Source organism: Providencia sp. wls1914, assembly GCF_009706645.1.
Lineage (GTDB): Bacteria > Pseudomonadota > Gammaproteobacteria > Enterobacterales > Enterobacteriaceae > Providencia > Providencia zhijiangensis.
In genome coordinates this window covers 351,896-377,600 of the sequence record NZ_WLUN01000004.1, presented here as the reverse complement: position 1 = coordinate 377,600, position 25,705 = coordinate 351,896, and the positions used below count along the sequence as shown (strand labels likewise).

19 protein-coding genes and 4 pseudogenes are annotated in these 25,705 nt (G+C 42.2%); 11 read left to right on the top strand and 12 right to left on the bottom strand.

What is annotated here, in order from left to right; genetic code table 11:
* Positions 1 to 98 precede the first annotated feature (98 nt).
* Both GKR74_RS03865 and GKR74_RS03860 read right to left on the bottom strand, forming a co-directional pair.
* Positions 99 to 1,532 (bottom strand): DNA translocase FtsK, encoded by a 1,434-nt coding sequence (locus GKR74_RS03865; protein ID WP_154602599.1) that lies wholly within the window; start codon positions 1,530 to 1,532, stop codon positions 99 to 101.
* Positions 1,533 to 1,574: 42 nt separating this feature from the next.
* Positions 1,575 to 2,129, bottom strand: a complete 555-nt coding sequence (locus GKR74_RS03860; RefSeq protein WP_154602598.1) for a hypothetical protein — start codon at positions 2,127 to 2,129, stop codon at positions 1,575 to 1,577.
* 333 nt (positions 2,130 to 2,462) lie between these two features.
* Between GKR74_RS03860 and GKR74_RS03855 the strand changes: the two are divergent.
* Both GKR74_RS03855 and GKR74_RS03850 read left to right on the top strand, forming a co-directional pair.
* A pseudogene (locus tag GKR74_RS03855) lies at positions 2,463 to 3,092 on the top strand (site-specific integrase); the annotation flags it as partial.
* Positions 3,093 to 3,174: 82 nt separating this feature from the next.
* Positions 3,175 to 3,798 carry a hypothetical protein gene (locus tag GKR74_RS03850; protein ID WP_154602597.1) on the top strand — a complete coding sequence of 208 codons (624 nt, stop codon included), beginning with the start codon at positions 3,175 to 3,177 and terminating at the stop codon, positions 3,796 to 3,798.
* Between the two features lie 223 nt (positions 3,799 to 4,021).
* On the opposite strand, the pseudogene zinT reads toward GKR74_RS03850, so the two are convergent.
* Both zinT and GKR74_RS03840 read right to left on the bottom strand, forming a co-directional pair.
* A pseudogene (gene zinT, locus GKR74_RS03845) lies at positions 4,022 to 4,708 on the bottom strand (metal-binding protein ZinT).
* Positions 4,675 to 4,971: pseudogene (locus GKR74_RS03840) on the bottom strand (type B 50S ribosomal protein L31). Before GKR74_RS03840 ends, zinT begins: the two co-directional pseudogenes overlap by 34 nt.
* Before the next feature lie 367 nt (positions 4,972 to 5,338).
* On the opposite strand from GKR74_RS03840, the gene GKR74_RS03835 reads away from it, so the two are divergent.
* The 3 genes from GKR74_RS03835 (at position 5,339) to GKR74_RS03825 (ending at position 8,680) form a co-directional block, all read left to right on the top strand.
* Positions 5,339 to 6,316, top strand: coding sequence for a DUF1852 domain-containing protein (locus tag GKR74_RS03835; protein WP_154602594.1), 978 nt, complete (start codon positions 5,339 to 5,341; stop codon positions 6,314 to 6,316).
* Between the two features lie 82 nt (positions 6,317 to 6,398).
* A complete protein-coding gene (locus GKR74_RS03830) occupies positions 6,399 to 7,430 on the top strand; it encodes a methionine synthase (protein ID WP_154602593.1) in 1,032 nt (343 codons plus the stop codon).
* Between the two features lie 221 nt (positions 7,431 to 7,651).
* Entirely contained in the window at positions 7,652 to 8,680 is a 1,029-nt protein-coding gene (locus tag GKR74_RS03825) for an isoaspartyl peptidase/L-asparaginase family protein (RefSeq protein WP_154602592.1), read from the top strand.
* Positions 8,681 to 8,760: 80 nt separating this feature from the next.
* Here the strand turns inward: GKR74_RS03825 and GKR74_RS03820 are convergent.
* The 7 genes and pseudogenes from GKR74_RS03820 to GKR74_RS03790 form a co-directional block, all read right to left on the bottom strand.
* Positions 8,761 to 10,167 (bottom strand): annotated as a pseudogene (locus GKR74_RS03820) (amidohydrolase family protein).
* A gap of 56 nt (positions 10,168 to 10,223) precedes the next feature.
* Entirely contained in the window at positions 10,224 to 11,174 is a 951-nt protein-coding gene (locus GKR74_RS03815) for a carbamate kinase family protein (RefSeq protein WP_154602590.1), read from the bottom strand.
* Positions 11,175 to 11,248: 74 nt separating this feature from the next.
* A complete protein-coding gene (locus GKR74_RS03810; RefSeq protein WP_132495712.1) occupies positions 11,249 to 12,811 on the bottom strand; it encodes a xanthine permease in 1,563 nt (520 codons plus the stop codon).
* 155 nt (positions 12,812 to 12,966) lie between these two features.
* Complete coding sequence (locus tag GKR74_RS03805; protein ID WP_154602589.1) at positions 12,967 to 14,382, bottom strand: DUF1116 domain-containing protein; 1,416 nt, start codon at positions 14,380 to 14,382, stop codon at positions 12,967 to 12,969.
* Positions 14,382 to 15,932, bottom strand: coding sequence for an acyl-CoA synthetase FdrA (gene fdrA / locus GKR74_RS03800; protein WP_154602588.1), 1,551 nt, complete (start codon positions 15,930 to 15,932; stop codon positions 14,382 to 14,384). The genes GKR74_RS03805 and fdrA overlap by 1 nt, the downstream gene beginning before the upstream one ends.
* The gene (locus tag GKR74_RS03795; RefSeq protein WP_336431291.1) at positions 15,922 to 16,845 is read right to left on the bottom strand and encodes a DUF2877 domain-containing protein; all 924 of its coding nucleotides are present in this window, start codon (positions 16,843 to 16,845) and stop codon (positions 15,922 to 15,924) included. Before GKR74_RS03795 ends, fdrA begins: the two co-directional genes overlap by 11 nt.
* Positions 16,846 to 16,863: 18 nt before the next feature.
* The gene (locus GKR74_RS03790; protein ID WP_154602587.1) at positions 16,864 to 17,469 is read right to left on the bottom strand and encodes an ankyrin repeat domain-containing protein; all 606 of its coding nucleotides are present in this window, start codon (positions 17,467 to 17,469) and stop codon (positions 16,864 to 16,866) included.
* Between the two features lie 600 nt (positions 17,470 to 18,069).
* Between GKR74_RS03790 and GKR74_RS03785 the strand changes: the two genes are divergently transcribed.
* A complete protein-coding gene (locus GKR74_RS03785) occupies positions 18,070 to 19,005 on the top strand; it encodes a LysR substrate-binding domain-containing protein (RefSeq protein WP_154600026.1) in 936 nt (311 codons plus the stop codon).
* 145 nt (positions 19,006 to 19,150) lie between these two features.
* Positions 19,151 to 20,335 (top strand): cyanate transporter, encoded by a 1,185-nt coding sequence (locus GKR74_RS03780; RefSeq protein WP_154602586.1) that lies wholly within the window; start codon positions 19,151 to 19,153, stop codon positions 20,333 to 20,335.
* Between the two features lie 43 nt (positions 20,336 to 20,378).
* Here the strand turns inward: GKR74_RS03780 and GKR74_RS03775 are convergent, their stop codons facing one another.
* Complete coding sequence (locus tag GKR74_RS03775; RefSeq protein ID WP_154602585.1) at positions 20,379 to 20,819, bottom strand: PACE efflux transporter; 441 nt, start codon at positions 20,817 to 20,819, stop codon at positions 20,379 to 20,381.
* A 97-nt stretch (positions 20,820 to 20,916) separates the two neighbouring features.
* Here GKR74_RS03775 and GKR74_RS03770 point away from each other — a divergent pair, with 97 nt between their 5' ends.
* From GKR74_RS03770 to GKR74_RS03755, 4 genes are all read left to right on the top strand, one after another.
* On the top strand, positions 20,917 to 21,801 hold the full coding sequence (locus GKR74_RS03770; protein ID WP_154602584.1) for a LysR family transcriptional regulator: 885 nt from the start codon (positions 20,917 to 20,919) through the stop codon (positions 21,799 to 21,801).
* Between the two features lie 220 nt (positions 21,802 to 22,021).
* Entirely contained in the window at positions 22,022 to 22,213 is a 192-nt protein-coding gene (gene hemP, locus GKR74_RS03765; protein ID WP_154602583.1) for a hemin uptake protein HemP, read from the top strand.
* A 376-nt stretch (positions 22,214 to 22,589) separates the two neighbouring features.
* Positions 22,590 to 24,611 (top strand): TonB-dependent hemoglobin/transferrin/lactoferrin family receptor, encoded by a 2,022-nt coding sequence (locus GKR74_RS03760; protein ID WP_154602582.1) that lies wholly within the window; start codon positions 22,590 to 22,592, stop codon positions 24,609 to 24,611.
* 43 nt (positions 24,612 to 24,654) lie between these two features.
* On the top strand, positions 24,655 to 25,704 hold the full coding sequence (locus tag GKR74_RS03755) for a hemin-degrading factor (protein ID WP_336431290.1): 1,050 nt from the start codon (positions 24,655 to 24,657) through the stop codon (positions 25,702 to 25,704).
* Position 25,705: the final 1 nt, after the last annotated feature.

The following is a 25,705-nucleotide window of genomic DNA, read 5'->3' as shown; positions in this document are numbered from 1 at the left end:
GGGGTTGCGTGAAAACGCAGCCCCTTTGTTTTATCTAATGTCCACTTTGTGACTACCACTCATAATCAAGCTCAATCAGCCCCCATTATGCTCTCTTTCTAGTGAGATCGCGGAGCTAACACCTCGCGGTAACCATTATGACTCTGCTCACTGACTATACCGTTAGATTCTAACTGTTCAACGATCATTGCCGCTCTGTTATAACCGATTCTAAATTGTCTCTGAATACCTGAAATAGAAACACGCTGTTGTTCTACAACAAATTCAGTTGCTTGATCAAATAATGGGTCAAGCTCTTCCTCTGACATATCACTATTCAGGACATCATTATAAAGATTAAGATAACTCGCACTTCCCCATCGTTTGCAATAATTGACTGTATCCCTGATATCTAAATCACTCACATAGGTACCTTGAATTCTTGTAGGCTCAGATAAACTCGGTGATACAAATAACATATCACCCAAACCAAATAATGACTCTGCACCGTATTGATCAAGAATTAAATTAGAGTCCGCTCTAGAGGACACAGAAAGAGCAATGCGTGTAGGAATATTAACTCGAAGTTGAGTGCCAATACTTGTGGATAAAGGGCTACGAGTTGTCAGAATTAAGTGAATACCAACCGCATGACCTTGCTGGCTCAATAGAACCAACATCTCTCCTATTTGTTTATATTCACCAATAAGTTGGACGTAATCATCAACACAAACAACAATTTCAGGCTCACAACCTAAATACGGATGCTCACTGTCACTTTCACTAGGACGCCAAAAAGGATCAGGCAAAGGCATATTTAGCTCTTTCGCATTTGATATTACTTTATTGAATCCACTCAAATTACGTTGATTTAATGCGCCAAATAATTTTTGACGACGCTGCAATTCCGCAACCAAAAAAGTTAATGGATTTATTGATTGAATAGGAGTAGAGATGACAGGAAATAATAAGTGGGGTATATCGTTATATAAACTGAATTCAAGCTGGCTTGTATCAAACATCACAAAGCGAACTTTATCCGGTGAGTTTCTGTATAAAATGCTCATTATCAGCGAATGCATTAACATTGACTTACCTGAGCGCGTCACACCTGCAATAAGTAAATGCGGCATTTTAGCCAGATCCCAACCAATTGGGTCTCCAATAATATCTTCCCCTAGCATAACTGAAAGAGAGGATAAACCATCACTTCCACACCATACATTAAAACACTCAGCAAAAGGTACCGCTCTACGATAAGTGTTAGTGATCCGTAACCCGATACAAGGCGTCCCTGCAATAAAATCAATGATTTTTATGTCAACGACACTCAGGAAGCGACACAACTCTGGCACTAGCGCCGTCACTTGAGATGCTTTTATCCCCCTACCCAGCTCGATTCTAAAAAGTGTAAATGTTGCACCTTCGTCATAACCGACAACCTCTCCTCTTATTTGGTATTGCAGAAAGCAAGATTCAATAGCACGAGCCATCATATCTAGCTCTTGAAGTGACCAACAAAGCTCAGAGGTGTTAATAAACGGTTGTGACATCAAATTTCTCCTGAATAACTATTTATCTTTTAATATAAGGAATTACCGAGAAAACTGATAATCAACCATGTATGCCCCCATAGGGCTCGTTTTTACTCTGACCCAGAGCACTCCAATATTTTTCAACGTTTTCGAGTTTGGATCTTTGATGCAAGATAATGTCCACTGGTCAGTATAAATTTCTTTTATCCATATACCATATTCACATCTACCCGATTTACCAACTCTAGGCCCTGGTGAAACGATTTCATATTCTGTTTGGTAGCGAATTGTTTTATCTGCTAATGAGTAAGCAAGTACATCAAATAGAGGCACGATCAACATAAGCCCAAGGAATCCGCCCCAAAGAAAATTACCATATACTTGTTTTTTGGGGCGCCGAAAGGTACTCCAAACACTGCCAATTATCCCTGTGAAAATGGCAAAAACAATAGAAATTGTCCATTTTGGAAACCATTCAAATAACACAATACTATCGCCTAAAAAAAGCGACAAAAATAGATACGCCAGCCAAGAGCAATAAAGGATAAAAATAAAATAAGTAGGTAATAGTTTTTTCTTATTACCCTTACTGTATGATTTGAATTGATAGTCCATAAAAGTCTTATAACGCTAAAATACGCCATTTCATAGGTATTTATACTTAATTAATTTTAAATTAAGCCAATTATTTTTATCATAAAATTACGGCCAAGTAGATACAGCCATTACAAATAGGCAATCTATTTGGCTTCAATAAATTAAATCACATATTGTTTATATTTGAAAATCTTTATGCCTTATTGATAAATAACACTCTATTTCACTCCATTGAAAAAATGTAAATTATGATATATCAAATTAATACTCCCCTAATTCAAACGTAAATACAACATATAACAAGGTTAAATAAACTATTTATCATATAAATATCTAGTGCGAGACAATTTTCCTCTACCACCTAAAGAGGTCTCTGCCCTACTCGCTGCGGCAAGATATGAGCAATGGAAAAACTTATTTCAGTTTGCCATTAATACTGGATTAAGAAGCTCTGAATTATGTGCATTAAGATGGAGCGATATAGATTTCATAGAAAATACCGCACATGTGCAGTCCGTAAGTGTCGTTGGCATTATTAAGAAAACCAAAACTAAAGCCGGTACCAGAAAGGTAGAATTGAACAGTGGAGCAATGAACGCCTTGAATGACCAGAAGCAATTCACGTTTATGAAAGATGGTGTGATTTTTGAAGATCCTAAAACAAATAAGGCTTGGGCAAGTGCTGATGCAGTCAGGAAAAAAGCATGGGTACCAACGCTAAAGAAAGCTGGTATCAGGTATCGTAACCCTTATCAAACGAGACATACCTTCGCTACGAGGCATATCAGCCAAGGCGCTAACTTATTTTGGCTAGCAGGACAAATAGGACATAAAGGACCTGAGATGCTATTTAGGCACTATGGGGAATATATTAAGGAGTATGATGGGGGTGAGGTGAATAATGTTCACCATTCCAATTCGATTCGATTTAAGTGATTTAATTTGATTGCAATTCTGTATATTAACCAATTATTTATGTAGCTTAAATGAACCCTTTAATTTATTCTATGCATGTTGTACATATACTTTTATGATAGTAGAAATCAATCAGGATATATTACATATGACAGATGATATTTTGAATAAATCGATATGGTGGGAAAAAACTGTAGAATACAATTTTGTACTAAACTCCCAAGAAGATTATAACTTAAATCTATTGACCCCTTTGGATGGTTATGTAGAATCTATTGGTGATGCCGTAGTTGGAGAAAACAATAATTTTTATATTATTGAGTTCAAGAAAACATTGGAAAATTTCAATTCAGAATATAAAAAATATAATGGTGATGAGGAAGGATTTAACAAAGCAAAAGAAAATTGCAAAAAGCTTCATGGATGGGAGCATCATTTTGTTATTGGGGGAACTATAGAAAAACTTCAAGAAAAAGTAAGATTAAAATTAGATATTAAACGATATTTTGATGTCGATAATAGTAACCCATTAGATAAAAAAGAACTTTTTCAAAACGGAATGAGTAAAAATGAACTGTCTGAGTATACTTCGGAACTGACTAAATTTAAAAAAAGAAATAGTGAAAGTAGCAGCTCGAGTAATTTTCAAAGTTCATTTGTTCTAGCTGTTAGTAATGATAAAAAAGCACATTCCATCCCTTTAGATTATTACATTAATCTTGTACTAAAACCCAAACCTGAGAAAAAACCAACAAATAATTTCGGGCTATAACTAAAATGAAATATAAACTATGGTATAAGCTATTCCTAATATAGCTACACAATGACCTCCATGTGCACACCTAGTGCACATGATTGAAGCTTAGTAAAGATACCCTCTCATAATCAACAAATTAAAAAATTACGGACTCGAATTCAACTCCCACCATCCACCCAAACCAAAAACCCGCTAATTCATAATCCGCGGGCTTTTTTATATCCTAATCAGCCTAATATTACCTAACTCCCCTCAATCACTTTAGGCTGCCTCCAATAACCCATCAATGCTCCATCATTTCATGCACAATATCCTTACCGCTCATAGAATATGGATAATACGTTGGCCAATTCTCTAATTGAGTCAATAAAGCCTCCTGAGATTCATTCCCCATATAGAGATGAAAATGTCCGGCTTTCTCTGGCGCAATAATATGATCACTGAATTGGATAAACTTAGGAGCCTGGCTCTTTTTATCCTTACACTCAAATAAATAACGGACGCCCTTCTTACCCGAAGAATAATTTAAAACTCGGTAACCCGCGTAATCATATTGGCACTGAGCAACCTTATCCCCACGGTGGAATTCAATAATATTATTCTCAATACCAATCATATCCACATCAGTTTTATACCCTTTGGCATAATAATCTCGATACTCTTGCGCGGTTTTATCCTTATTCTTTGCAGCCTTATCCTGCATTACGGGATCTAACGTTCCATTAGCAAGATAAGGCTCCACTGATTGCCAAACACCGTCCCAATCACTCAACTTGCGGTCTTTAACATCACTATCCTCAAAAATACCTTTTGCCGCATTGCGTTGCGCTTCCGTTTGCGGTTTATCATGATGATGTCCATGTGCCATCGCTGTGTGACTGAATAAACTGGCTAATACAAGCAGTGAAAGAATATTTTTTGTCATCATTTTTCCTCTCTGGTTTGAACAAAATTCCCAAAACGCTTATTAAAGCGAGCAACATTCCCTTCCTGTGAATGGGTTTTCTGTTTCCCGGTATAAAACGGGTGAGAATGCGAGGACACATCGAGAGGAACATACGGATAACTTTGCCCTTCAAACTCAATGGTTCTTTCTGTTTTTATAGTTGACCCAACCTTAAAATAAGCATCTGCCGCGGTATCGTGAAAGATCACCACTCGGTAATCTGGATGAATATTTGGCTTCATCGCCAGCTCCTTTTGTTATGTTATAATATAACATTAATATTTTTTGGAGCGATTGACCACTCTTTTTTAACCATGGATTTTATGTGGGAAATACACGAGAAATATCGACTTAAGATGCACTGAAATAATCTGCACATAATCCCATCAACAATATATAAACTTGAATTTCCTTTACCTTGAATGCTGATCATGAACTTTCTTCATGTTCGAAATGAAATTAAGTCGCTTTAACTCCCCGCTCCGCTCTGGCATAAATTAAACATATTAACTTACTGGCTACATAAAAATTGATTAGTGAGAAAACGTGCAACATCTCTGTAATCAAGAAATAAACGCCGTTTTCCTATTAGAGCTAGGATGCAAAATCATGAATACAGAATTTACCTTTAATATCACGCGAAGCATTTTTGATGAAAATTACAACCCATCGGAAAACACGCGAATTACGACCAACTTTGCAAATTTAGCCAGAGGCAAAAGCCGCCAAGAAAACCTGCGTAACGCATTAGTGATGATCAACAATCGCTTCAATTCACTCGCGTATTGGGATAACCCTAAAAGCTCGCGCTATGCTGTTGAGTTGGAAATTATCTCTGTCGAGATGAATGTTGAAGAAAACGGCAGCGCCTTCCCTGTCATTGAAATTTTAAAAACCAACATTATCGATAAAAAAACGCAGCAACGTATTGAAGGGATTGTGGGGAATAATTTTTCATCCTACGTACGGGATTATGATTTTAGCGTTTTACTGTTGGAACATAATAAAAACCAAGCAGAGTTTAGCATTCCGACTAAATTTGGCTGCCTGCATGGCAATATTTTTAAATCGTTTATTAATTCCAAAGAGTACAAAGCGAACTTTAATAAATCTCCAGTGATCTGTTTGAGTGTCTCAAATAGAGATACCTACCATCGCACTGGGAATCAACATCCTATATTAGGCATTGAATATCAGCCAAGTAACGCCTCTTTAACGGAACAATACTTCGGAAAAATGGGCTTACAGGTTCGTTACTTTATGCCGAAAAATAGCGTTGCCCCTTTGGCCTTTTATTTTACGGGAGACTTGCTGAGCGACTACACCAACCTTGAGTTAATCAGCACTATTAGCACCATGGAAACGTTCCAAAAAATTTATCGTCCTGAAATTTATAATGCCAACACGGTGGCGGGTGAATGTTATCAACCGAGCTTAAATCAGCAGGATTACTCATTAACCAAAATTGTTTATGACCGTGAAGAGCGCAGCCAACTCGCCATTGAACAAGGTAAATTTACCGAAGAGCACTTCATTAAACCTTACCAAACAATTTTGGAAAAATGGTCTGCAAGCTATTCCGCTTAATAGAAATCGGTCAATTTAATAAAAACCGGTCAATTAAATAAAATCGCGTATTTATAAAAAATAAAATAAAAGGTCACCTGCAATGAAAATATTATTACCCACTTCCACCGCCGGCAGCTTGCCAAAACCATCTTGGTTAGCAGAACCAGAAAAACTCTGGTCCCCATGGAAATTGAACAACGAAGAACTTATCGCTGGCAAACAAGATGCCCTGCGTTTATCACTGGACGATCAATTACGTGCAGGCATCGACATCGTGAGCGATGGCGAACAAACTCGCCAACACTTTGTGACCACCTTTATTGAACACTTGAGTGGCGTGGACTTTGAAAAACGCCAAGTGATCAAAATTCGTGACCGTTACGATGCCAGCGTACCAACCGTTGTGGGCGCTGTTGCTCGCCAAAAGCCAGTGTTTGTGGATGATGCCAAATATCTGCGTCAACTCACTGACAAACCGATTAAATGGGCACTGCCGGGTCCAATGACCATGATCGACACGCTCTATGATAGCCACTATAAAAGCCGTGAAAAATTGGCGTGGGAGTTTGCTAAAATTCTTAACCAAGAAGCCAGAGAGTTAGAAGCCGCAGGCGTCGATATCATCCAGTTTGATGAACCGGCATTTAACGTATTTTTTGATGAAGTGAATGACTGGGGAATTGCTGCCCTAGAAAGAGCCATTGAAGGACTGAAATGCGAAACTGCGGTACATATCTGTTATGGCTATGGCATCAAAGCCAATACCGATTGGAAAAAAACGTTGGGTTCTGAGTGGAGACAATACGAAGAAGCTTTCCCGAAACTGCAAAGCTCGAATATCGATATCGTTTCACTGGAATGCCACAACTCCAATGTTCCAATGGACTTGATTGAACTTATTCGGGGTAAAAAAGTGATGGTCGGCGCGATTGATGTGGCGACCAACACTGTCGAAACCCCAGAAGAAGTCGCCAATACATTGCGAAAAGCCCTACAATTTGTTGATGCAGACAAACTTTATCCATCAACTAACTGCGGCATGGCGCCATTATCTCGCGATGTTGCCAGAGGTAAACTCAACGCGTTAAGCGCAGGCGCGGATATCATCCGAAGAGAACTAGGTGCAAAATAAATTAACCCAGATTTGGCGATCTCATCCATCGCCAAATCTCATCATTTTTAAACCCTTCATAGCCAATCACACCCCTTATTTGTATTTACTGAAAATCCTTGAAATTCTTTCAGCCATTATCACAGAAACCCTCTATCAATGTTGCTGTCTATGTATTTTCCCTCCTATACTTTTTTTGCTCAAAAAGTGACTAATAACAAAATAACTGGAAGGAAATAATCATGAAATTATCTCTACTAGGATGTTTATTGGCAGCTTCATTTTCTTTGCACGCTTATGCCGCAAGCGAGCCACCAATCCGATTAGTGATCCACGGGGGAGCAGGTACCATTACCAAAAGCACCATTACTCCAGAACAAGAAAAAGAGTATCAAGCAAAACTGACCGAAGCCTTAGAAGCAGGCTATGCGGTGCTCAACAAAGGCGGTAGTAGCCTTGATGCAGTACAAGCCTCGATTAACGTGATGGAAGATTCCCCACTATTTAACGCAGGAAAAGGCGCTGTATTTACCCATGAAGGTAAAAATGAAATGGATGCGTCGATTATGGATGGTAGCAACCGTAAAGCGGGTGCTGTAGCTGGCGTCACCAACATTAAAAACCCGATTAATGCCGCTTATGCTGTCATGACCAAAAGTCCTCATGTCATGATGGTTTCTAAAGGTGCCGAACAATTCGCTGCGGAACAAGGCCTTGAAATCGTTGACCCATCGTATTTCCGCACTGACTTCCGTTGGCAGCAACTTCAAAAAGCCAAAGAAAAAGAGAAAGTGGTACTCGACCATGACGGTAAAACTGCCGCTCTCTTTATTGACCCAATGATGTATGACTACAAATATGGCACCGTTGGCGCGGTCGCTCTCGATAAAAACGGTAATATCGCCGCAGGAACATCCACCGGAGGCATGACCAACAAACGCTTCGGGCGCGTCGGTGACTCCCCAATCATTGGTGCAGGGAACTACGCTGACAACAATACCGTCGCTGTTTCAGCCACAGGCTCCGGCGAAATGTTTATCCGTACCGCCACCGCCCACAATATCGCCGCCCAAGTCAAATACAACAAAACACCTATCGACCAAGCCGCCCGTAATGCGCTGGATGAAGTCAAAGAGCTGAACGGAAGTGGGGGTGTGATTGTGTTGGATAAAACCGGTAACTACGCGATGGAGTTTAACTCAGAAGGGATGTACCGCGGAACAATCGGTAATGATGGTAAACCGCAAGTCGCGATTTATAAAAACGATTAAGTTCCTAGTATTTAAATTTGCTATACCATAAAAATACAAAAGCCCACCAATGTGGGCTTTATAAACGACATTTCTATAAACTATATATCTATAAACCACGGCTCTCAGCCTAATGACTTTTCAACTGCGCCACTGGCCAAATACCCTTTATGGAACGCGGCTTGCCTTGGAGAAATACGCGCAACCGCCTCTGCTGAGCAAGAGGCATCCACCAGCACAAAACTGGCATCATCTCCTTTTGCTGGCCACACTTGCTGGCCCTTTTCATCCAGTGGCAATACATTGCCCGTGGCGATAGCAAGGGAGCGAGATAATGCCAATTCATCAGGGCGCGTGTACAACTGCGCATATAAATTGGCTTTTTCTAACATATCCCCGAGACCAAATGGCGACCAGTGATCAATCACACTGTCAGTCCCTGTCATCACAAACACACCATTTTTATTCAATGTTTTTAATGGCATATGTAATGTCCCGATAGGCACGGTCGACGCTATCGTGATCTGCTGCTCAGCCAAGCGTTTTGCCATCGCATCGGCATCTTCAGGATTTAACATGGCTAATGCAAAGGCATGACTAATTGTCACCTTGCCACGCAAGCTACGGTTTTCATCCACGGTTTTTATCATATAGTTGATAGCCGCAAGCCCCGCTGGGCTTGTCTCATGCAGGTGGATATCAACCCCTTTGTTATAATCCAGTGCAATCTGGAACATCGCATCAAGGGATTTTTCCATCGCACCATCAACATTGGTCGGATCTAGCCCGCCCACATAGTGCGCCCCCGCTTGCATCGCTTCTCGCATCAAAGGGACTGATTTGGATAGCAGTAAACCATGTTGTGGGAAAGCCACAATTTCGCACGTGAGATCTTGCTGACGTTTATCCAATACCGTTTGCAGTGCTTCAAGATTTTTCAATCCAGAAACAGGCTCAATGTTGCAATGGCTGCGTGCGATGGTCGAACCATGAGATTGAATTAAATCAATCAGCGCATGCGCCCTTTCTTGCGTAAAAGGCTGTAATTCAGGCAACATTTTTTGTTCAAGGGTTATCATATCCATAATGGTTTTTCCTTCACGGGACTGTGGCGCTTGCCAAGGTCCTCCGTAAAAGGTTTTATCCAGATGAATATGCATATCTCGAAATGCAGGAAGCATCAATTTGCCTTGCGCACTGTACGTATTCAAAACGGCATTTGGATGCTGTTTATTGGGTAACACCGCCACGATTTTTCCATCATTAATTTCGATGGTTTTTAGCTCAGTTTGCGTCCCAATCACCGTACTATCACGGAAATTAAAACCAGTTTCGAGTAGGGCATCATCAAGATAATAATGTTTATCTGTAATACGAGAAACACCGGACTTCGGTGCGCTTTGTGCCGCCGCTCCCGCAGATACTGAACCTAATAATGTACAAGCGGCCACCACTTTTGCACTTGTCGTCAGAAACTCTCTGCGACCAGACAACTGTTCTGAATTCATAGCAACTCCTTATCATCGAGAGTTCGACCTCATCGTATGAGGTCGAACGACTAGGCTTAGCCTTGAATAATATGGGTTCCCGTCTCGCCACGTAATGCTGCAGGCAGCGCTTCAGGAGTCGTGATAATCACGCGCTTACCGCCATTAGCGATAAACGATAAACTGGCTTCAATTTTCGGTAGCATACTCCCCGCTGGGAAATGCCCTTCTGCCATATAGCGCTGCATATCCGTCGTTGAGGTTTCACCGAGGGCTTTTTGTTCCGGTTTGCCAAAGTGAATACACACTTTTTCAACGCCCGTGGTGATGATTAAGATGTCCGCATTGAGCTCTTTCGCCAGTAGCGTGGTCGATAAGTCTTTATCAATAACGGCATCCACACTTTGATAACCGCCCTGCCCATTATTCACCACAGGGATCCCACCACCGCCTGCCGCAACAACTACATAATCATGTTCGGTCAATGTGCGAATTGCCGCTGATTCAATGACTCGTTTAGGTTCAGGAGATGCCACTACACGGCGATATCCACGCCCTGAATCTTCAACAAAGTGCCAATCTGGGTTTTCCTGCTGCAATACTTCCGCTTGTTCTTTACTGAAAAATGCGCCAATCGGCTTAGTCGGTGCCGCAAAGTTTGGGTCATTTTTATCGACTTCCACTTGGGTCACTACCGTTACCGCTTGGCGATGTTGCTGTTTAGCTAATACGTTAGTGAGTGCTTGCTGGACTAAATAGCCAATCCCTCCTTGAGTATCTGCTACACAGTTAGCCAGAGGTGTTAACGGTAAGCCTTCCGTCACATGAGCGATTTCAGCGCGACGCAAATCCAACCCTACCTGCGGCCCATTACCGTGAGTCAGCACAATATTGTAATTACCTTTAAGCATATCGCTGATGTGCTGAGCCACTTCCTGAACCGCTTTTTCTTGAGCTTCAATGGATTGGCTGCTGTTATCTTTAATAATACTGTTGCCCCCGATGGCAACAACCACGAGTTCTTTCATGATTAAGGATCCTGATACCGAATATTTAGCAGATAGTGGGTGTACCGCGCACACCCACTATAAAGATTGGCGTATTACACTGATTTACTCAGCTTTTCAGCTTTTTCAGCTTGTTGCTGCTCCACTGATTGGCGACCATCTAAAAAGTGTTTGATAACAAACAAAGCCGCCATCATGAGGTATGCGTAGACAAACATCAATGCCGAACCTGTTGCAATACCTACAGCTGGGGAATGGATGATGCCAAAGAAGACCAATACTGCCCCCACTGCCGCCGCAATCGCACCACGTAACGGCTTGTTTAAGATAGCGAAGATAGCAATACAGCCCCATAACATACTTGCCAGTGGTGCACCGTTACCTAAGTGAACCAGACCTTGATAGTAAACACCTTTGTGTAACAGAACTTCCGTACCAATCGCGCTTGCAGACGTCCCTGCCGCTCCCATGACACTATTAACCATCGTCAGTGCCCAGTTCGCAATCCATGGGAATAGACAGATGAAAATCACAGGCACTTCGACTTTCGGTGTTTCTCGCACCACTTGGTTGGCAGTCACCACACCAATAAATACTAAGATAGGGACAATGGCCGTCATTGGGATAACCGCGAGCATAAATGCGCCGATACCAAATAACGGTACAATAAACATAGTGATACCAGATGCTAAGGTATAACCCACACTCGCGCCCATCGCTTTCCAACCCGCATGCCCCACATACACAGTCACAGGGAATGGGTTGCCCAGCACGACGCCCACGGTTGAAGATAAACCGTTTGCTAGCATCACTTTACGTGTGTTGTATTCATCACCCGCTGCATGAGCACTTTCAATATTTTCAAGGTCAAAGATGTAGTTCGCTAAACCTAAAGGTACCGCTGAGGCTAAGTACGGCAGTGCGTGAGGTAAACCTTGGAAGAAGCTATCCACATGGATACTTGGCGGGTTAAAACCAAATGATGCCATTGATGCTGTAATCGCTTCTGGGCTTTGTAAGCCCGAAATCCATGCTAAGGCAGAACCCGCAATAAGCAGCAGCAACCCTGTAGGAATACGTGCAAAGATAGGCTTTTTACCAAACCAGTTGATGAAAATTAACAGCAGGACAATAAACGAAACCGTTGGGGCTTCAAATGCTTGCAGCATCGGGTTCATTGCCAGTAATAATAATCCGAGACCCGATAAGCACGATAATAATACGGTACGTGGGATCATCTTACGGATGGTTTCACCTAGGAAAGATCCACCCACTAAAATCATCGATTCAACAAAACACCAAACCAACGCAATTTGCAGAGCAAATTCAGGATCTTTGGTGGTTTGGTAAACCGGCATGATCACTAAGAAGGTCACGGTGAAGATAGAAGGTGCGCTTGGCCCTGATGGCAGTGCCGTAACGTCATTTCGTCCCGTTTGTTTGATCATCTGCTGACCAAAATAAGCGTAACTTACACTGGCAAGCAATACAGCAAAACCAAACGCTGGCGCGATACGACCATAAACAATTTCCGCTGGGATGCCGACAACAAAAATCAGTAAGCCCATCATGGTGAGTAGGTTCGTGAGGTTATTGGTCATCAAACCAAAATAGGCCGCCAAATCACCACGTTTCCATTTAATATTTAATAGACTCATATTCTTACTCCCATTCCCCTCACACCTTAGTAGCACGTTGTTGACGGTCTATCTCTTATGCCACTGAACAATTCAGGGAATGCGTTGCTTTATTTTTATCGCCCGACCGAAGCCGGGCATTATTTTTTGCTTAGTGAGTTTTGGGCTCAATACCACTATGCATAGTGTTTCGCGTAAGACAGCATCGCTTTTTCGAAGCAATCAAACGGAGGGTGTACAATCCCTGCCCCAATCATTCCAATACCTGCATCTTTATGCGCAATCGCCGTGTTAATCACCGGAAGAATGCCACTAGCTGCGACTTTCGTGATATCAATCGCTGTTGGAATTCCCATAAAACCTAATAATGGAATGGTGACGTTCGGGTTCTCTCCAAGGGTGATCTCTCGCATTTGGCGAGAGAAATCCACCGCTTCCTCAACGGTTCCCCCAACAAGCGCCACGATAGCCGGTGCTGTTGCCATCGCAAATCCACCAATCCCGTAAGTTTCTGTGATAGCCGAGTCACCAATATCTAAACCTGAGTCTTCCGGTTTATAACCTGCGAACATTGGACCAATCACTTGCTGAGAAGGGCCTGTAAACCACTGCCCCGGCAAGCCGCTAATGCGTAAACCAAACTCATAACCATTACGCGCCATGGTGGTCACAACAGTACTGTATTCAATACCGTGTGCTGCATCCATTGACGCTTTACACATTGCCATCCATGTAGGGCCAGAGAAATAGTCGCTACTTGCCACGAAATCAAAGACTTCTTTTTGCTGTGCAACCGTAAAATTGGTTTGAATAATTCCTGTTGTTAATGCTTGGATCAGCAATGTTGTTCCCGCATTGTTACGGTTATGGCATTCATCACCCATATGTAACGCTTGCGCCAACATTAAACGCAGGTCGATTTCACCCACGATTTTCATGGCGTCACGCAGCATTGGACCCAGCACATCACGCATCCAATTCAAGCGGTCAATAACGCTCTGGTCATTGGCGCCCATACGCAAGATTTTTGCCATCTGCTCACTCAAGTTAGTGAATGCGCGGTTGCCGTAAGTTTTGTTTTCGACAATATGCATAAACATCGATGCCGATGTCACACCCGCCATTGAACCTACGCAATCATGTTCATGGCATGGAGAAAAGATAATCTCCCCAGATGCTGCAACACGTTCCGCATCCGCTAAATCTTTAGCTAGTCCTTCAAAAACTAATGCTCCTGTCACCGCGCCTTTCATCGCACCACACATATCTTTCCATGCCACTGGCGGGCCAGCATGTAGAATGGTGTTTTTCGTCATGCCCGGTACCACATTAATGGCTTGGTCATAACCCACGAGTACTGGCTGGGACTGAATAATGCGCTCAAGCGCTTGTGCGTTCGCCACTGCGATTTTTTCTTGTAACGCTGCGTTGCTTTCAATTTGGTCAAGCGCGCGGATCACAGCAACGTTACCTTGGCCCGGCGGCGTCCAATTCAGTTGAGTCACCGGAACGTGCTGTTTTTTCAGATCATCACTGAACATCTCAATGCCGATATTGATAACATTCAATGGTTGTTTAAATAATGAAGTCATTACGCTTTCTCCCCTTTCCAGACAAATTCACGTCCTAATAAACCTGTATTGGTACTGCTACTCGCCCAAATCACACCTGCGTCAGTGAGCATCTTGACCTGTGCATCCATCGATGGCGTATCTTGGTCAGTACCCAGCACATAGCCGAGGATCACCAGTTCACGTCCTTCTTGTTTCGCTATCTCTTTTGCTGTTTTGATAGCGTCAATCATCACACCGACCGGATCTTCATGAGAGCCAAAGCCAAGCACGAAATCCATCATGATCACGCCAACTTCTGGATCACGAGCTTCTTGCAGTAAACGCTCGATGCGGTTTGTTGGATCGATCATTGGGTGTGGCTTACCGTTGGTAAAATCATCATCGCCAAAGTCGAGGAAGGTATGGGCGACACTTTTATTGATATCTTTCAGACGGTAGTCAGGATTAGGTTGAATATTGCTGTAGACGTCATCGTATTTTTCCAGCGCTGCAAACATGGCTTCATCACACAATGTACCGCCACAGAAAAGACCACGAATGTATTTTTGTTCCGGTTTGAGTAACGCTCTAACTTCATCAATTAAAGGTAAGTTGAGAGGGTGAAGGTCTAAATCTTCTTTACGAATGCCAGTCAGTAAAACCGCTTTCAAAGCAGCTTCTTTGGTACCTTGGGCAAAAGTTAAGCCTGGTTTATCATCCGGCAACGGTTGACTACCTAAGAAACAAACCACCACTGGCTTATGGCATTTTTCAGCTTGTTCTAACACTTTTTTGGCAACCATAGGTGCTGGTGGCTTAGAAATGAGTGCAATGACTTGGGTTTCATCATCCGCATCCAGCATTTTCAGTGCATCAATCATCATGATGCCGCCAATTTTTTCACTTAGGTCACGACCCCCCGTACCGATTAGCTGAGAAACTCCGGCGCCAAATTCATGGATGCGCACACTCAGTTCTTGGCTCCCCGTACCGGATGCCCCAATAATTCCGATGCTACCGCGACGAACATTGTTACCAAAACACAGGGCTGTCCCATTGATGATCGCTGTCCCACAGTCTGGTCCCATCATCAACAGCCCTTTTTGGCTCGCTAACTGTTTCAGCGCCAGCTCCTCGTCAATCGAGACGTTATCGGAGAACAGCATCACGTTGAGATCATTTTCCAGTGCAATACGCGCTTCACGAGCCGCAAATTGCCCATTAACCGAAATAACCGCTAAGTTGGCATCAGGAATGTGTGTTTTTGCAGAGTTGATTGTGGCGTATTTGGCTTCATGCTGCCCGCCACCTTGGTTTTTCTTATTAAACAGCTCTTCGATAGCAATCAATGTCGCATCATTGGCTTCATCGCTAGGCCCTTTAATCACTATCATTAAATCGCCGTTTTTGGCTTCTTCTAATTCTGGGGTTAATAAACCTAAGTTTCTTAACACGCCTTTATTCATTTCTGTTGCCATTGCCACAAAGGCTTGCTCAACATTTTCAAGTTGGTTGGCTTTGGTGGAAATAGACATCAATGACACGGAATCAAAATAGGTATTCTTTTTTATGACCACTTTAGTCGACATGTGTTTCTCCGAAATAATGAGTCAGAAACAGCGCATCGCGAATGCCAAATAGCATGTCGCAACCTGAACTAGACCCGATATTTAAAATCTCTAAAATTTGTGGATAAATATTTGTTTCTCGCCCATCAACTAAACATTGGATCAGTTGATGTATATTTTCGCGATACTCGTGGTTTAATGCTTTTTCTAACGTAATGGCACTGATGGGTGTTGTATTCGCCTTGCTTTGCGAAATCCCTTGATAAAAGCTCTGATAGCAGGAATTCGCAGGGTGATGTTTCAACAACAAAAAAGCCATCAGTCCCACTAAATAATCATCTCCCGAAGGTGTTAACCCAATTCCTAACCCAACAAACTGGCTCACAATATTAGTTAATGCTTGGTGCCGTTTATTGATTAATAAATTAATTAATCTGGAGCGTAATTCATTTAATTTTTTTGATGATTCAAGATAAAAACCATTGTCCCCTTGGTAGTTAAACAGAGAGTGTGTTTTATCATTTAAAATAGAATCAATTTCGTTAATTTTAGACTGAAGAAAATAACGGTATTTCTCTTCGGCTAATTTTTCATTAATAAAATAAACCGTTGGTGGGTTCCATTTCTTACATAATAAAAATGAAATAGCATATTTCTCACCAATATGGATTTCATTATTTAAAATACAAACAGAATTCCCCGCCATTATATTTAACGGTAAAAAATCCTTATTAATTATTCGGCAGCTATTAGGTGCATTATCCGCTTGCGAGCCAAGCAAAGTATAAAGCTGGTTATCAATAGAAAAATTAATGGCTTTATTAAAAACTTGCTCTACATTCCCTGTTAATAATGGCTGATGCAAAAGATCCAAGAAATGCGCATCAGCCGTTAACCCATAAATGCTTTGCCGCTGAGATTGGTGTCTGTCCACAATCCCCCTTATGGGTGGTTACGCACCCGCTGCAATCAGTAATTCAGCGATTTCGTGATAGCCTTTTTCCTGTGCCAGCTCTAACGGTTTTTTGCCATATTTGTCCGTCATATGTGGATTAGCACCGTGCTCTAACAGCATTTTTACGATTTGCTGCTGTTTTACACCACCATCATTCAGCACAATCGCTTCTAGCAATGGAGTCCAGCCGACAAAGTTGGTGTGATTAACATTAATGTCCGTGTTTTCCAGTAATTCACGCACAATTTCCACATGCCCTTTTTCACTCGCTGGCGTGATCCCAACACCACCAAAACGGGTTAACAAATCTAAATTAGGATTAGCCGGTAATACTAAACGTAATAATGTTAAATCATTATTTAGGCAGCTTAATAAAAATGGATTAAAACAAGTTTGGTCTTGTTTATTAATATCAGCACCCGCATGAATAAGAAAATCAACACACTCATAGTGCTGATTTAAACTCGCATTTACAATAGCAGTGCGACCTTGGCGATTGGTGCTATTAATATCAACACCTTTTTCAAGGCAACTTTTTAAAATAGCTAATTGGCCTTGTTCTGCGGCTTTAAGAAAATCTTGAACGAGTGTGTTTTCTGTCATAATGCTCTCCACATTTAGCTATTTAAATTTTCTAATAGCCAAATTAAACATGAATTAAAGATTATTTAGCATGGTTAGAGCATAGCAATTGCTATTAATAAATAGAATCCATTTAAATTTAATTCATCAATCTGCCACCTTATTATTGATTTAAATTCAACAATCAAGCATTTTTGTGCGTGAAAGCATCCTTCACTGACCTTTATTGATGTTTTTTTGTCTATTTTCTATGCAATTTGACCAAATTATTTTGTTAATCTGTTTGCTAATTTATTCTTTCTTCAATTTTGTGACAGCCATCAAATCAAAGGTTTTTAAATTGTTAACATTGTGATTTTTTTGTTTACAAACCCGATATCCTCTAATGGCTGTTTTTTCATTTAATTCAATAATATTAATTAGTTTGAATGTGAACATGCATTTCATTAGTTGCTTTTTGTGGTGACATAAATTAAATACTATTTATTGTACAGAATAGATAAATATCCCCGCAGAGGGCTATCAAAAACAATCAATAAAAAGCCTGTTTTTTAAGCTATTGAATTGTATTCACAGAAAACGTTATTTAGGCTAATTTTCACGCACTTTGGGACACAACACATGAACTCTATTTTTACCGAAGAAAATTTATTGACCTATACCACCGCGGCTAAATTTGCCAGTTTCAGTAAAGCGGCCGAAGAACTTGGAATTACCACTTCCGCGGTGAGCTACACTATAAAACGTATCGAAACCTATTTAGATGTCGCACTGTTTATCCGCGATACCCGTAATATTGAATTGACCGAAGCGGGATACTATTTTTATCGCAAAGCCACCGACCTTCTGAATAATTTTCATCTCATCAAAAAAAGTATCGATTCCATTGAACAAGGGATTGAAGCCCGTGTTCGCATCTGTATCAATCAGTTGATCTACACCCCTTACCATACGGCAAAATTGCTGCAAATCTTGAAAAAGCAATTTGGTACCTGCCAGATAACTGTGACCACGGAAGTGTATAACGGTGTTTGGGATGCCATTATCAATAACCATGCGGATATTGCGATTGGGGCGCCGGGTACACTCATGGATGGCGGCGGGATTGATTACACCGAAATTGGTGCCATACACTGGCAATTTGCCATAGCGTCTAGTCACCCTTTAGCTTTAATGCCAGAGCCCATTGCCGAAAGCCAACTGCGCCTCTACCCAAATATTATGGTGGAAGATACCGCGCATACCATCAATAAACGCGTTGGATGGTTACTACACGGGCAAGAGGCGATTCAAGTGCCCGATTTCAATACCAAATGCCAGTGCCAAATTTTAGGTGAAGGGATCGGATTCTTACCCGACTATATGGTCAAAGAACATGTGAAAACCGGTGTCTTAGTCACTAAGCAAATACAAAACCCAAGGCAGGATTCTCACATGCTATTAGCCACCCAACACTCTGCTACAGGGCTAGTCACCCAATGGATCAGGAAAGAATTTATGGCAAATGGAGTCTTAACGGAACTTTACAGTGATTTGCTCAAGCCCATCGCCAATTAACATTGTGCTAGTTTCATTAGTATAAATAAAATCGTACCGAGCCAACTCATCAATGGCCTTATTCAACTACTTGATAAATCTGGAGTACAAGTGAAGCATCGCCCATGCTGTATCAAGCTCAGTGGCAACGGCATCACGCGTAAACATGAAAAAACCACTTTCTGCCTCTTTTGGCTTGATTCTGACGATTGCCCTTGTCGGTATCAATTTACGCCCTTTTATGACAGGGCCTGGGCCCGTCATCGATAATATCATTCAAACCACCGGAATGAGCTACCAGAGCGTTTCCCTGTTAACGCTGATCCCCATGTTACTCATGGGTTTTGGGGCTTTGGTCGTCCCCGCGTTAAATCAAAAATTGGGCGATAAATTGGGTATTAGCCTCGCGATGTTACTGCTGCTGATAGGCTCTTTCTGCCGATTATTTGTTTCTGATGCGAACGCACTGTTAATGACCGCATTTTTGTGTGGAATGGGAGCAGCTTATATTCAAGCGGTTTTTCCCGGCTTGATAAAGTTTTCGTTTCCGCAAAAAATGGCCGCCATGACGGGGTTATATTCAGCCACGCTCATGGTCGGTGGCGCGCTGGGAGCGCAATTAACACCGCTAATTACCCACATTTCTGGGAATTGGCAAAGTGGGCTCGCATGGCTTGCATTGCCAGCACTGATCGCTCTGATTGCCGTCATCATAAATATTCGTTCTTCAGACACGAAAAATATACCAGCTCAGCTGAGTGTATTAACCTATCTTAAGCAGCCCAGAGCGTGGCTATTAATGGCAGGATTTGGTTTAGTGAATGCGGGTTACGCAACTGCCGTGACATGGCTGGCGCCTTTCTTCCAACAACAAGGATTCAGTGCCACAGAAAGTGGTTCTCTGGTGGCGATTTTAACCATTTTCCAAGCGGCTGCGGCACTGATGATCCCGATATTAGCGTCCCATAATATTGACCGCCGTTTTTGGCTCACTGTGACGCTGGTAAGCCAAGCCTTGGGATTTGCCGGGTTAATCCTGTTTCCTAACACGCTACCGTTGCTGTGGGTGGGTCTATTGGGCTGTGGTTTGGGTGGCTGCTTCGCCTTAACCATTATTACCTCTTTAGATCATATCCCCCACCCTGCTAGCGCGGGGATCCTGACGGCCTTAATGCAAGCAGGCGGCTTTATCATCGCCGCTTTTGGACCTTTAGTTGCGGCAGCATTACAGCAATTTAGCCACAGTTTTACCCCTGTTTGGTTGCTGCACTGTGTCCTAGTTATGATGACTTTACTGCTATTTTTGCGTTTAAATCCTAAAGGATATCACCAGATTTTTAGCGTAAAATAAGCTTAATAACCAAGGAGATGGCCTCATTGCCATCTCCTTCACTTTATGCAGTGGTTTCTTCTTGCGCCAATGCGGATTTTGGTAACCCAAAAATTTTGTCAAATGCCCAGTTAAAGAAAAAGGTATAAATCGGGATAAAGATAATCAGGGCAAAATCTAAAATAAGCGCCTGCCAGAGCGATATTGATAGCCACCATGCAATCAGTGGGATCAAAAATACCACCAGCGTTAGCTGGAATAACACCGCATGGGCGAAACGACGTCTAAATGTTCTAATTCTTGATTTCTGCTTTGATTCCCAATATTCAAATGCCACATTGAAAATAAAATTCCATGTCACCGCTATCGTGGTGATCACCAGCGCTAAAGGCCCCGTGGTTCCCGCGGAATTCCCCGAAAGAAAAGCCAGTGCCAACGATGAAATCATCCAGCCAATGACTTCGTAGCTCGTAATAAAAACCACTTTACGTTTAATACCTTGCATTTTTTATCTCATATTCTGTTTGCCGAAGACTGGTAAATTAAATCAACATTAATGATAATAAAAGTCAGCTACTATCAACAAAACTGAAAGGTCTAAGATGCCATTTAATAGCGAAAACCTGATGATTTTTCTCACCGTGCTCGATAAAGGCTCTTTTTCCGCAGCGGCTAGATCGCTGCATAAAGTCCCTTCCGCGGTTAGCATGGCGATTGCCAACCTTGAAGCTGAACTTGGTTTTTCGCTGTTTGAGCGCCATACGCGAGAACCCAAACCGACAGAACAAGCGCTTTCCCTCGCCCCTTATGCTCGAAATATTGTGGATAATTTACGTCAGTTGAATGTTTTCTCACGGGAACTTACCCAAGGGGTGGAAAGCACACTCACGATCGGAGTTGCTGAAGGGGTTAATCCCAATGTGTTAGTTGATGCATTGCACGCGCTGAGCCAACGTTATCCGTTGATGCATGTGGAGCTGATCACCGCGCCTCAAGACGATATTTTGCCGTTACTGCACAGCGAACGTCTTCAGCTAGCTATTGCCTTCGGTGGGTTATATGTCAATGCTCAGGAACAATTCGAATGTATTGGTTATGAATCATTAACAGCGACCATCAGCGCCGATTACCCCTCTAATAAACCGAATAATGCGCTGTATATCGAAGATCTCGTTCAAACACGCCAAATTATTGTCGCGAGCCCTCACCATCCTATCAGTGATTTTCGCTCTATCGTTTCTAGCCATTATTGGCGCACAGATAGTTTCACGATGGCGTTAGATTTGGTTAAAAGAGGGATGGGTTGGGGAAATTTACCCGCTTCATTAATCAAAACTGACTTAGAGGCAGGTTTACTCAAGCGTTTAGAATTTAAAAATACCCCAAATGGCTTAGTGCTTCCTGTCCATGTCGTCTGTTTAAAAGGCCAAGTACTCAAACGTGGCGCTCAAGAGTGTATAGAGCTTTTAAAAACGAATATGTACTAATAATTTTGAGTCATTTCAGGAGTGGTTCAATCCCCCCTCCAAAAGTCGGGTAAATCTCTATTTACATCATAAATATAGGTCCCATTCGCGATACGACACTTTTGTTGGTGAATTATGTTTGTTGATCAATTGTGAAAATCACTTGATATTGCCAATGCTTTTAAAGATAATAATTATCAATATCATTCTTATTGACAACAAAATTTCTGTGGTGAACAACATGACCAAGCCACTTTCTGACATTATTGAAGAAACCACAAAATCAACCTCATTGACTGATTTTGCTGCTAAAAATGGGCTTATTGAAAGTCAAAAATTATTAGGTGCATCAGGCAAAATTTCCATTGAGCACCGAGGTGAAATTTATCAATTGCGCCAAACTCGCACAGGTAAATTAATTCTGACCAAATAGTTTTTAGTTTTCACAACGTAGTCTGCATTAAAAAGACGGTTTGTTTCAAAAATACAATTAGCTTTAAAAACACAATCTATCTCGCAAGCCACCTAAGTCGTCATACTAGGCAGCCAGCTTAACTCTATACATCAGGACACAGTTTCTTATGGTGTTTATTACGGGCTTTGCTGCTGTAAATCTGGATAACCTCAAGGCGAACTTTCGAACCCTATCATCGCTTGTTGGGTTCAAATACCCCTTTTCCCCTATTCCGTTGAAAGCGTCTTTGTCTCAACACCCTATAAACACGCCATAACGCTCTGATGATAAATCTGTTTTTAACGGTGCATCGCACTCATCAAAGAGTTAACAATTTTTAGGGAGTATCACCTGTATGTCTCAAGTATTACGCTTATCTGTGCTGGCGAGTGCCTTGCTGCCTCTAATGACAACCGCACAGACTGAAAAATCTCCAACTAACAATAATCATTTAACTAACAGTCACCACGATGTGATGACGGTTTATGCCACGGGTAATGAGCGAGATAGCTTTAATACGCCGATGATGGTTACCGTCATTAAAAATGATTCACCAGAAACCAAAACAGCCAACAATGCTAACGATATTTTGCGCAAAGTGCCGGGTATTGCACTGACAGGAACTAGCCGTACTAACGGCCAAGATATCAGCATGCGCGGGTTTGACCGTCGTGGAATTTTGACGCTCGTCGATGGCGTTCGCCAAGGTACAGATACTGGGCACATTAACGGCACATTCCTTGACCCTGCGCTTATCAAGCAAGTGGAAATTATTCGTGGGCCTTCAGCACTGTTATACGGCAGTGGCGCGATGGGTGGCGTGATTGCTTGGGAAACCGTGAATGCGAAAGATTTACTGCGTGAAGGTCAAAACCAAGGTTTCCGTGTCTTTACTCAAGGCGCAACAGGGGATCACAGCTTTGGCTTTGGCGGCTCCGCTTTTGGTAAAACCGATGACTTTGACGGCCTATTCAGCTTTGTGACGAAAGAAAGCGGTGATGTTCGTCTTGGCGGCGGCGAAAAAATGGATAACAAAGAAACCATTGCCAATATGCTCGGTAAAGGAACATGGCAGCTGGATGATGCACAAACCCTGTCTGGGCAGATTCGTTATTACAATAATGATGCCTATGAGCCAAAAGACCCGCAACAACTCGCCACCAGCAAAGATAATAAACAGGTTAACCGCACGACGCGTCAGCGTGACTTGCAAGCCACCTATCAGTTAAATCCAGACGATAATTCATGGCTCAATTTAAAAGCGACTCCGTATTACTCTGATGTGAATATCACATCCAAAGGGAAAGAGTCTAACTACGAAGGTCGCAGCCAAAAAACGTATGGTATCAAGTTGGATAACCGCTCTGATATCTATGAGTTACCACTCGCTGCACATAACTTCACCTACGGTACTGAAGCATATCGTCAAAAACAGACTCCTTACGCTGGAACCACTCAGTTCCCTGATGCAGAGATCACCTTTGCCGCTGGCTTTATTCAGGATGAAATCACGCTAAAAGATTTACCTGTTTCCTTCATTTTGGGTACCCGCTATGACAACTACAAGTCCACCGCCAAGGGCAATAAAGATGTCAAAGAAGATCAATGGTCATCAAAAGCGGCGGTGAGCATCACTCCAACCGACTGGTCAATGCTGTTTGCATCATACTCTGAAGCTTTCCGTGCACCAACGATGATGGAGATGTACAACGATTCTCTTCACTTCAAAGGCGGCCCTATTTCCAACTATTGGCGCCCTAACCCAGACTTAAAACCTGAATCCACACGTACTGCAGAATATGGTTTTGGCTTACGTTTTGATGACCTACTCATGGCTCGCGATAACCTGCGCTTCAAAGCCAGCTATTTCGATACGAAAGCCAAAGATTACATTAACACCTACGTCAATACAGACCGTGTTAACTGGAATAATAACTACACCACATCCATCAATACCAAGCGTGCCAAAATTTGGGGAACGGACGTGTCATTGGATTACACCACCGACTACTTTGCGTGGGGGCTCGCTTATAACCACACTGTCGGCGTCAATGAATATACTGGCAAAGCCATTGAATCCATTAAACCAGACTCGCTTACCAGCAACCTCTCCGTTCCTATTGCGGACAGCGGTTTCTCTGTAGGTTGGTTAGGTGAGTTCACTACCCATACCGATTTCGATAAAACATCCAAATTGAAACAACAACCGGGCTATGCCGTTCATGATTTCTATCTAAATTATCAAGGCGATGGAAGTCTTAAAGGGTTAGGTACCAGTGTTGTTTTAGGAAATGCTTTTGACAAAGAGTATTACTCCTCTCAGGGGATTCCCCAAGATGGTCGTAATGCTAAGCTGCTCGTCAGCTTCCAATGGTAATTCACACTATATTGGTAATTCACACTACATAAAGGAGAAACCTGTGAATTCAGCACTTTTCGAACGTTATCAACAAGCCAAAGCAGATAATAAAGCTAAGTATGCGAGAGATCTCGCCGCTTATCTGAATGTTTCTGAAGGGGAATTATTACATAGCCGTGTTGGGCGTGATAAAGCTAAACGCCTGAGCGTTGATGCGCCAACGTTATTAACTGCTTTGGAAGCTGTCGGTTCAGTCAAGGCTATTACTCGTAATGAGTATGTGGTTCATGAGCAAGTCGGTCGCTATGAAAATGCCAAATTTAGCCCTCATGGTGGTTTAATTCTCAACCCACGCGCACTGGATTTGCGTATGTTTTTCTCTCATTGGGACAGTATTTTTGTGCTCACTGAAGAGGCAAAACACGGTGAACGCCATAGTATCCAATTCTTTGATAAACATGGCGATGCACTGCACAAAGTGTATACCACTGATGAAACCGATATGGATGCATGGAATGCGCTTATCGAAAAATACACCACTACCGAAAACCCACTGTTAGCGGTTGAAAAAGTGCAGCCACATCATGCACAACCAATCAGCGATGAGCTAAAACAACAGCTTGACCAAGAGTGGCGCAATATGACGGATGTTCATCAATTTTTCATTTTATTGAAGAAGAATAACTTAAGCCGTCAACAAGTGTTCCGCGCGGTCAGTGATGATTTAGCTTGGCAGGTGCCAAATGATTCATTCAATCAGCTGGTTAATACTGCTTTCGCTGATCAAAACGAAATTATGATTTTCGTAGGTAACCGTGGGTGTGTGCAGATTTTCACAGGCAAAATCAAACGTTTGATGCCACATCAAACTGAAGGTTCTGACATCAAATGGCTGAACATTTTCAACCCTGATTTCACCCTGCATATGATTGAAAATGGCGTTGCAGAATGTTGGGTCACTCGTAAACCAACGGAAGATGGTTTTGTGACAAGCCTTGAAGTGTTTGATGACCAAGGCAACCAAATCGCACAAATGTACGGACAGCGCACTGAAGGGACGCCAGAGCAAGAACACTGGCGCCAGCAAATCATGTCCCTGCCAAGAATCTAAC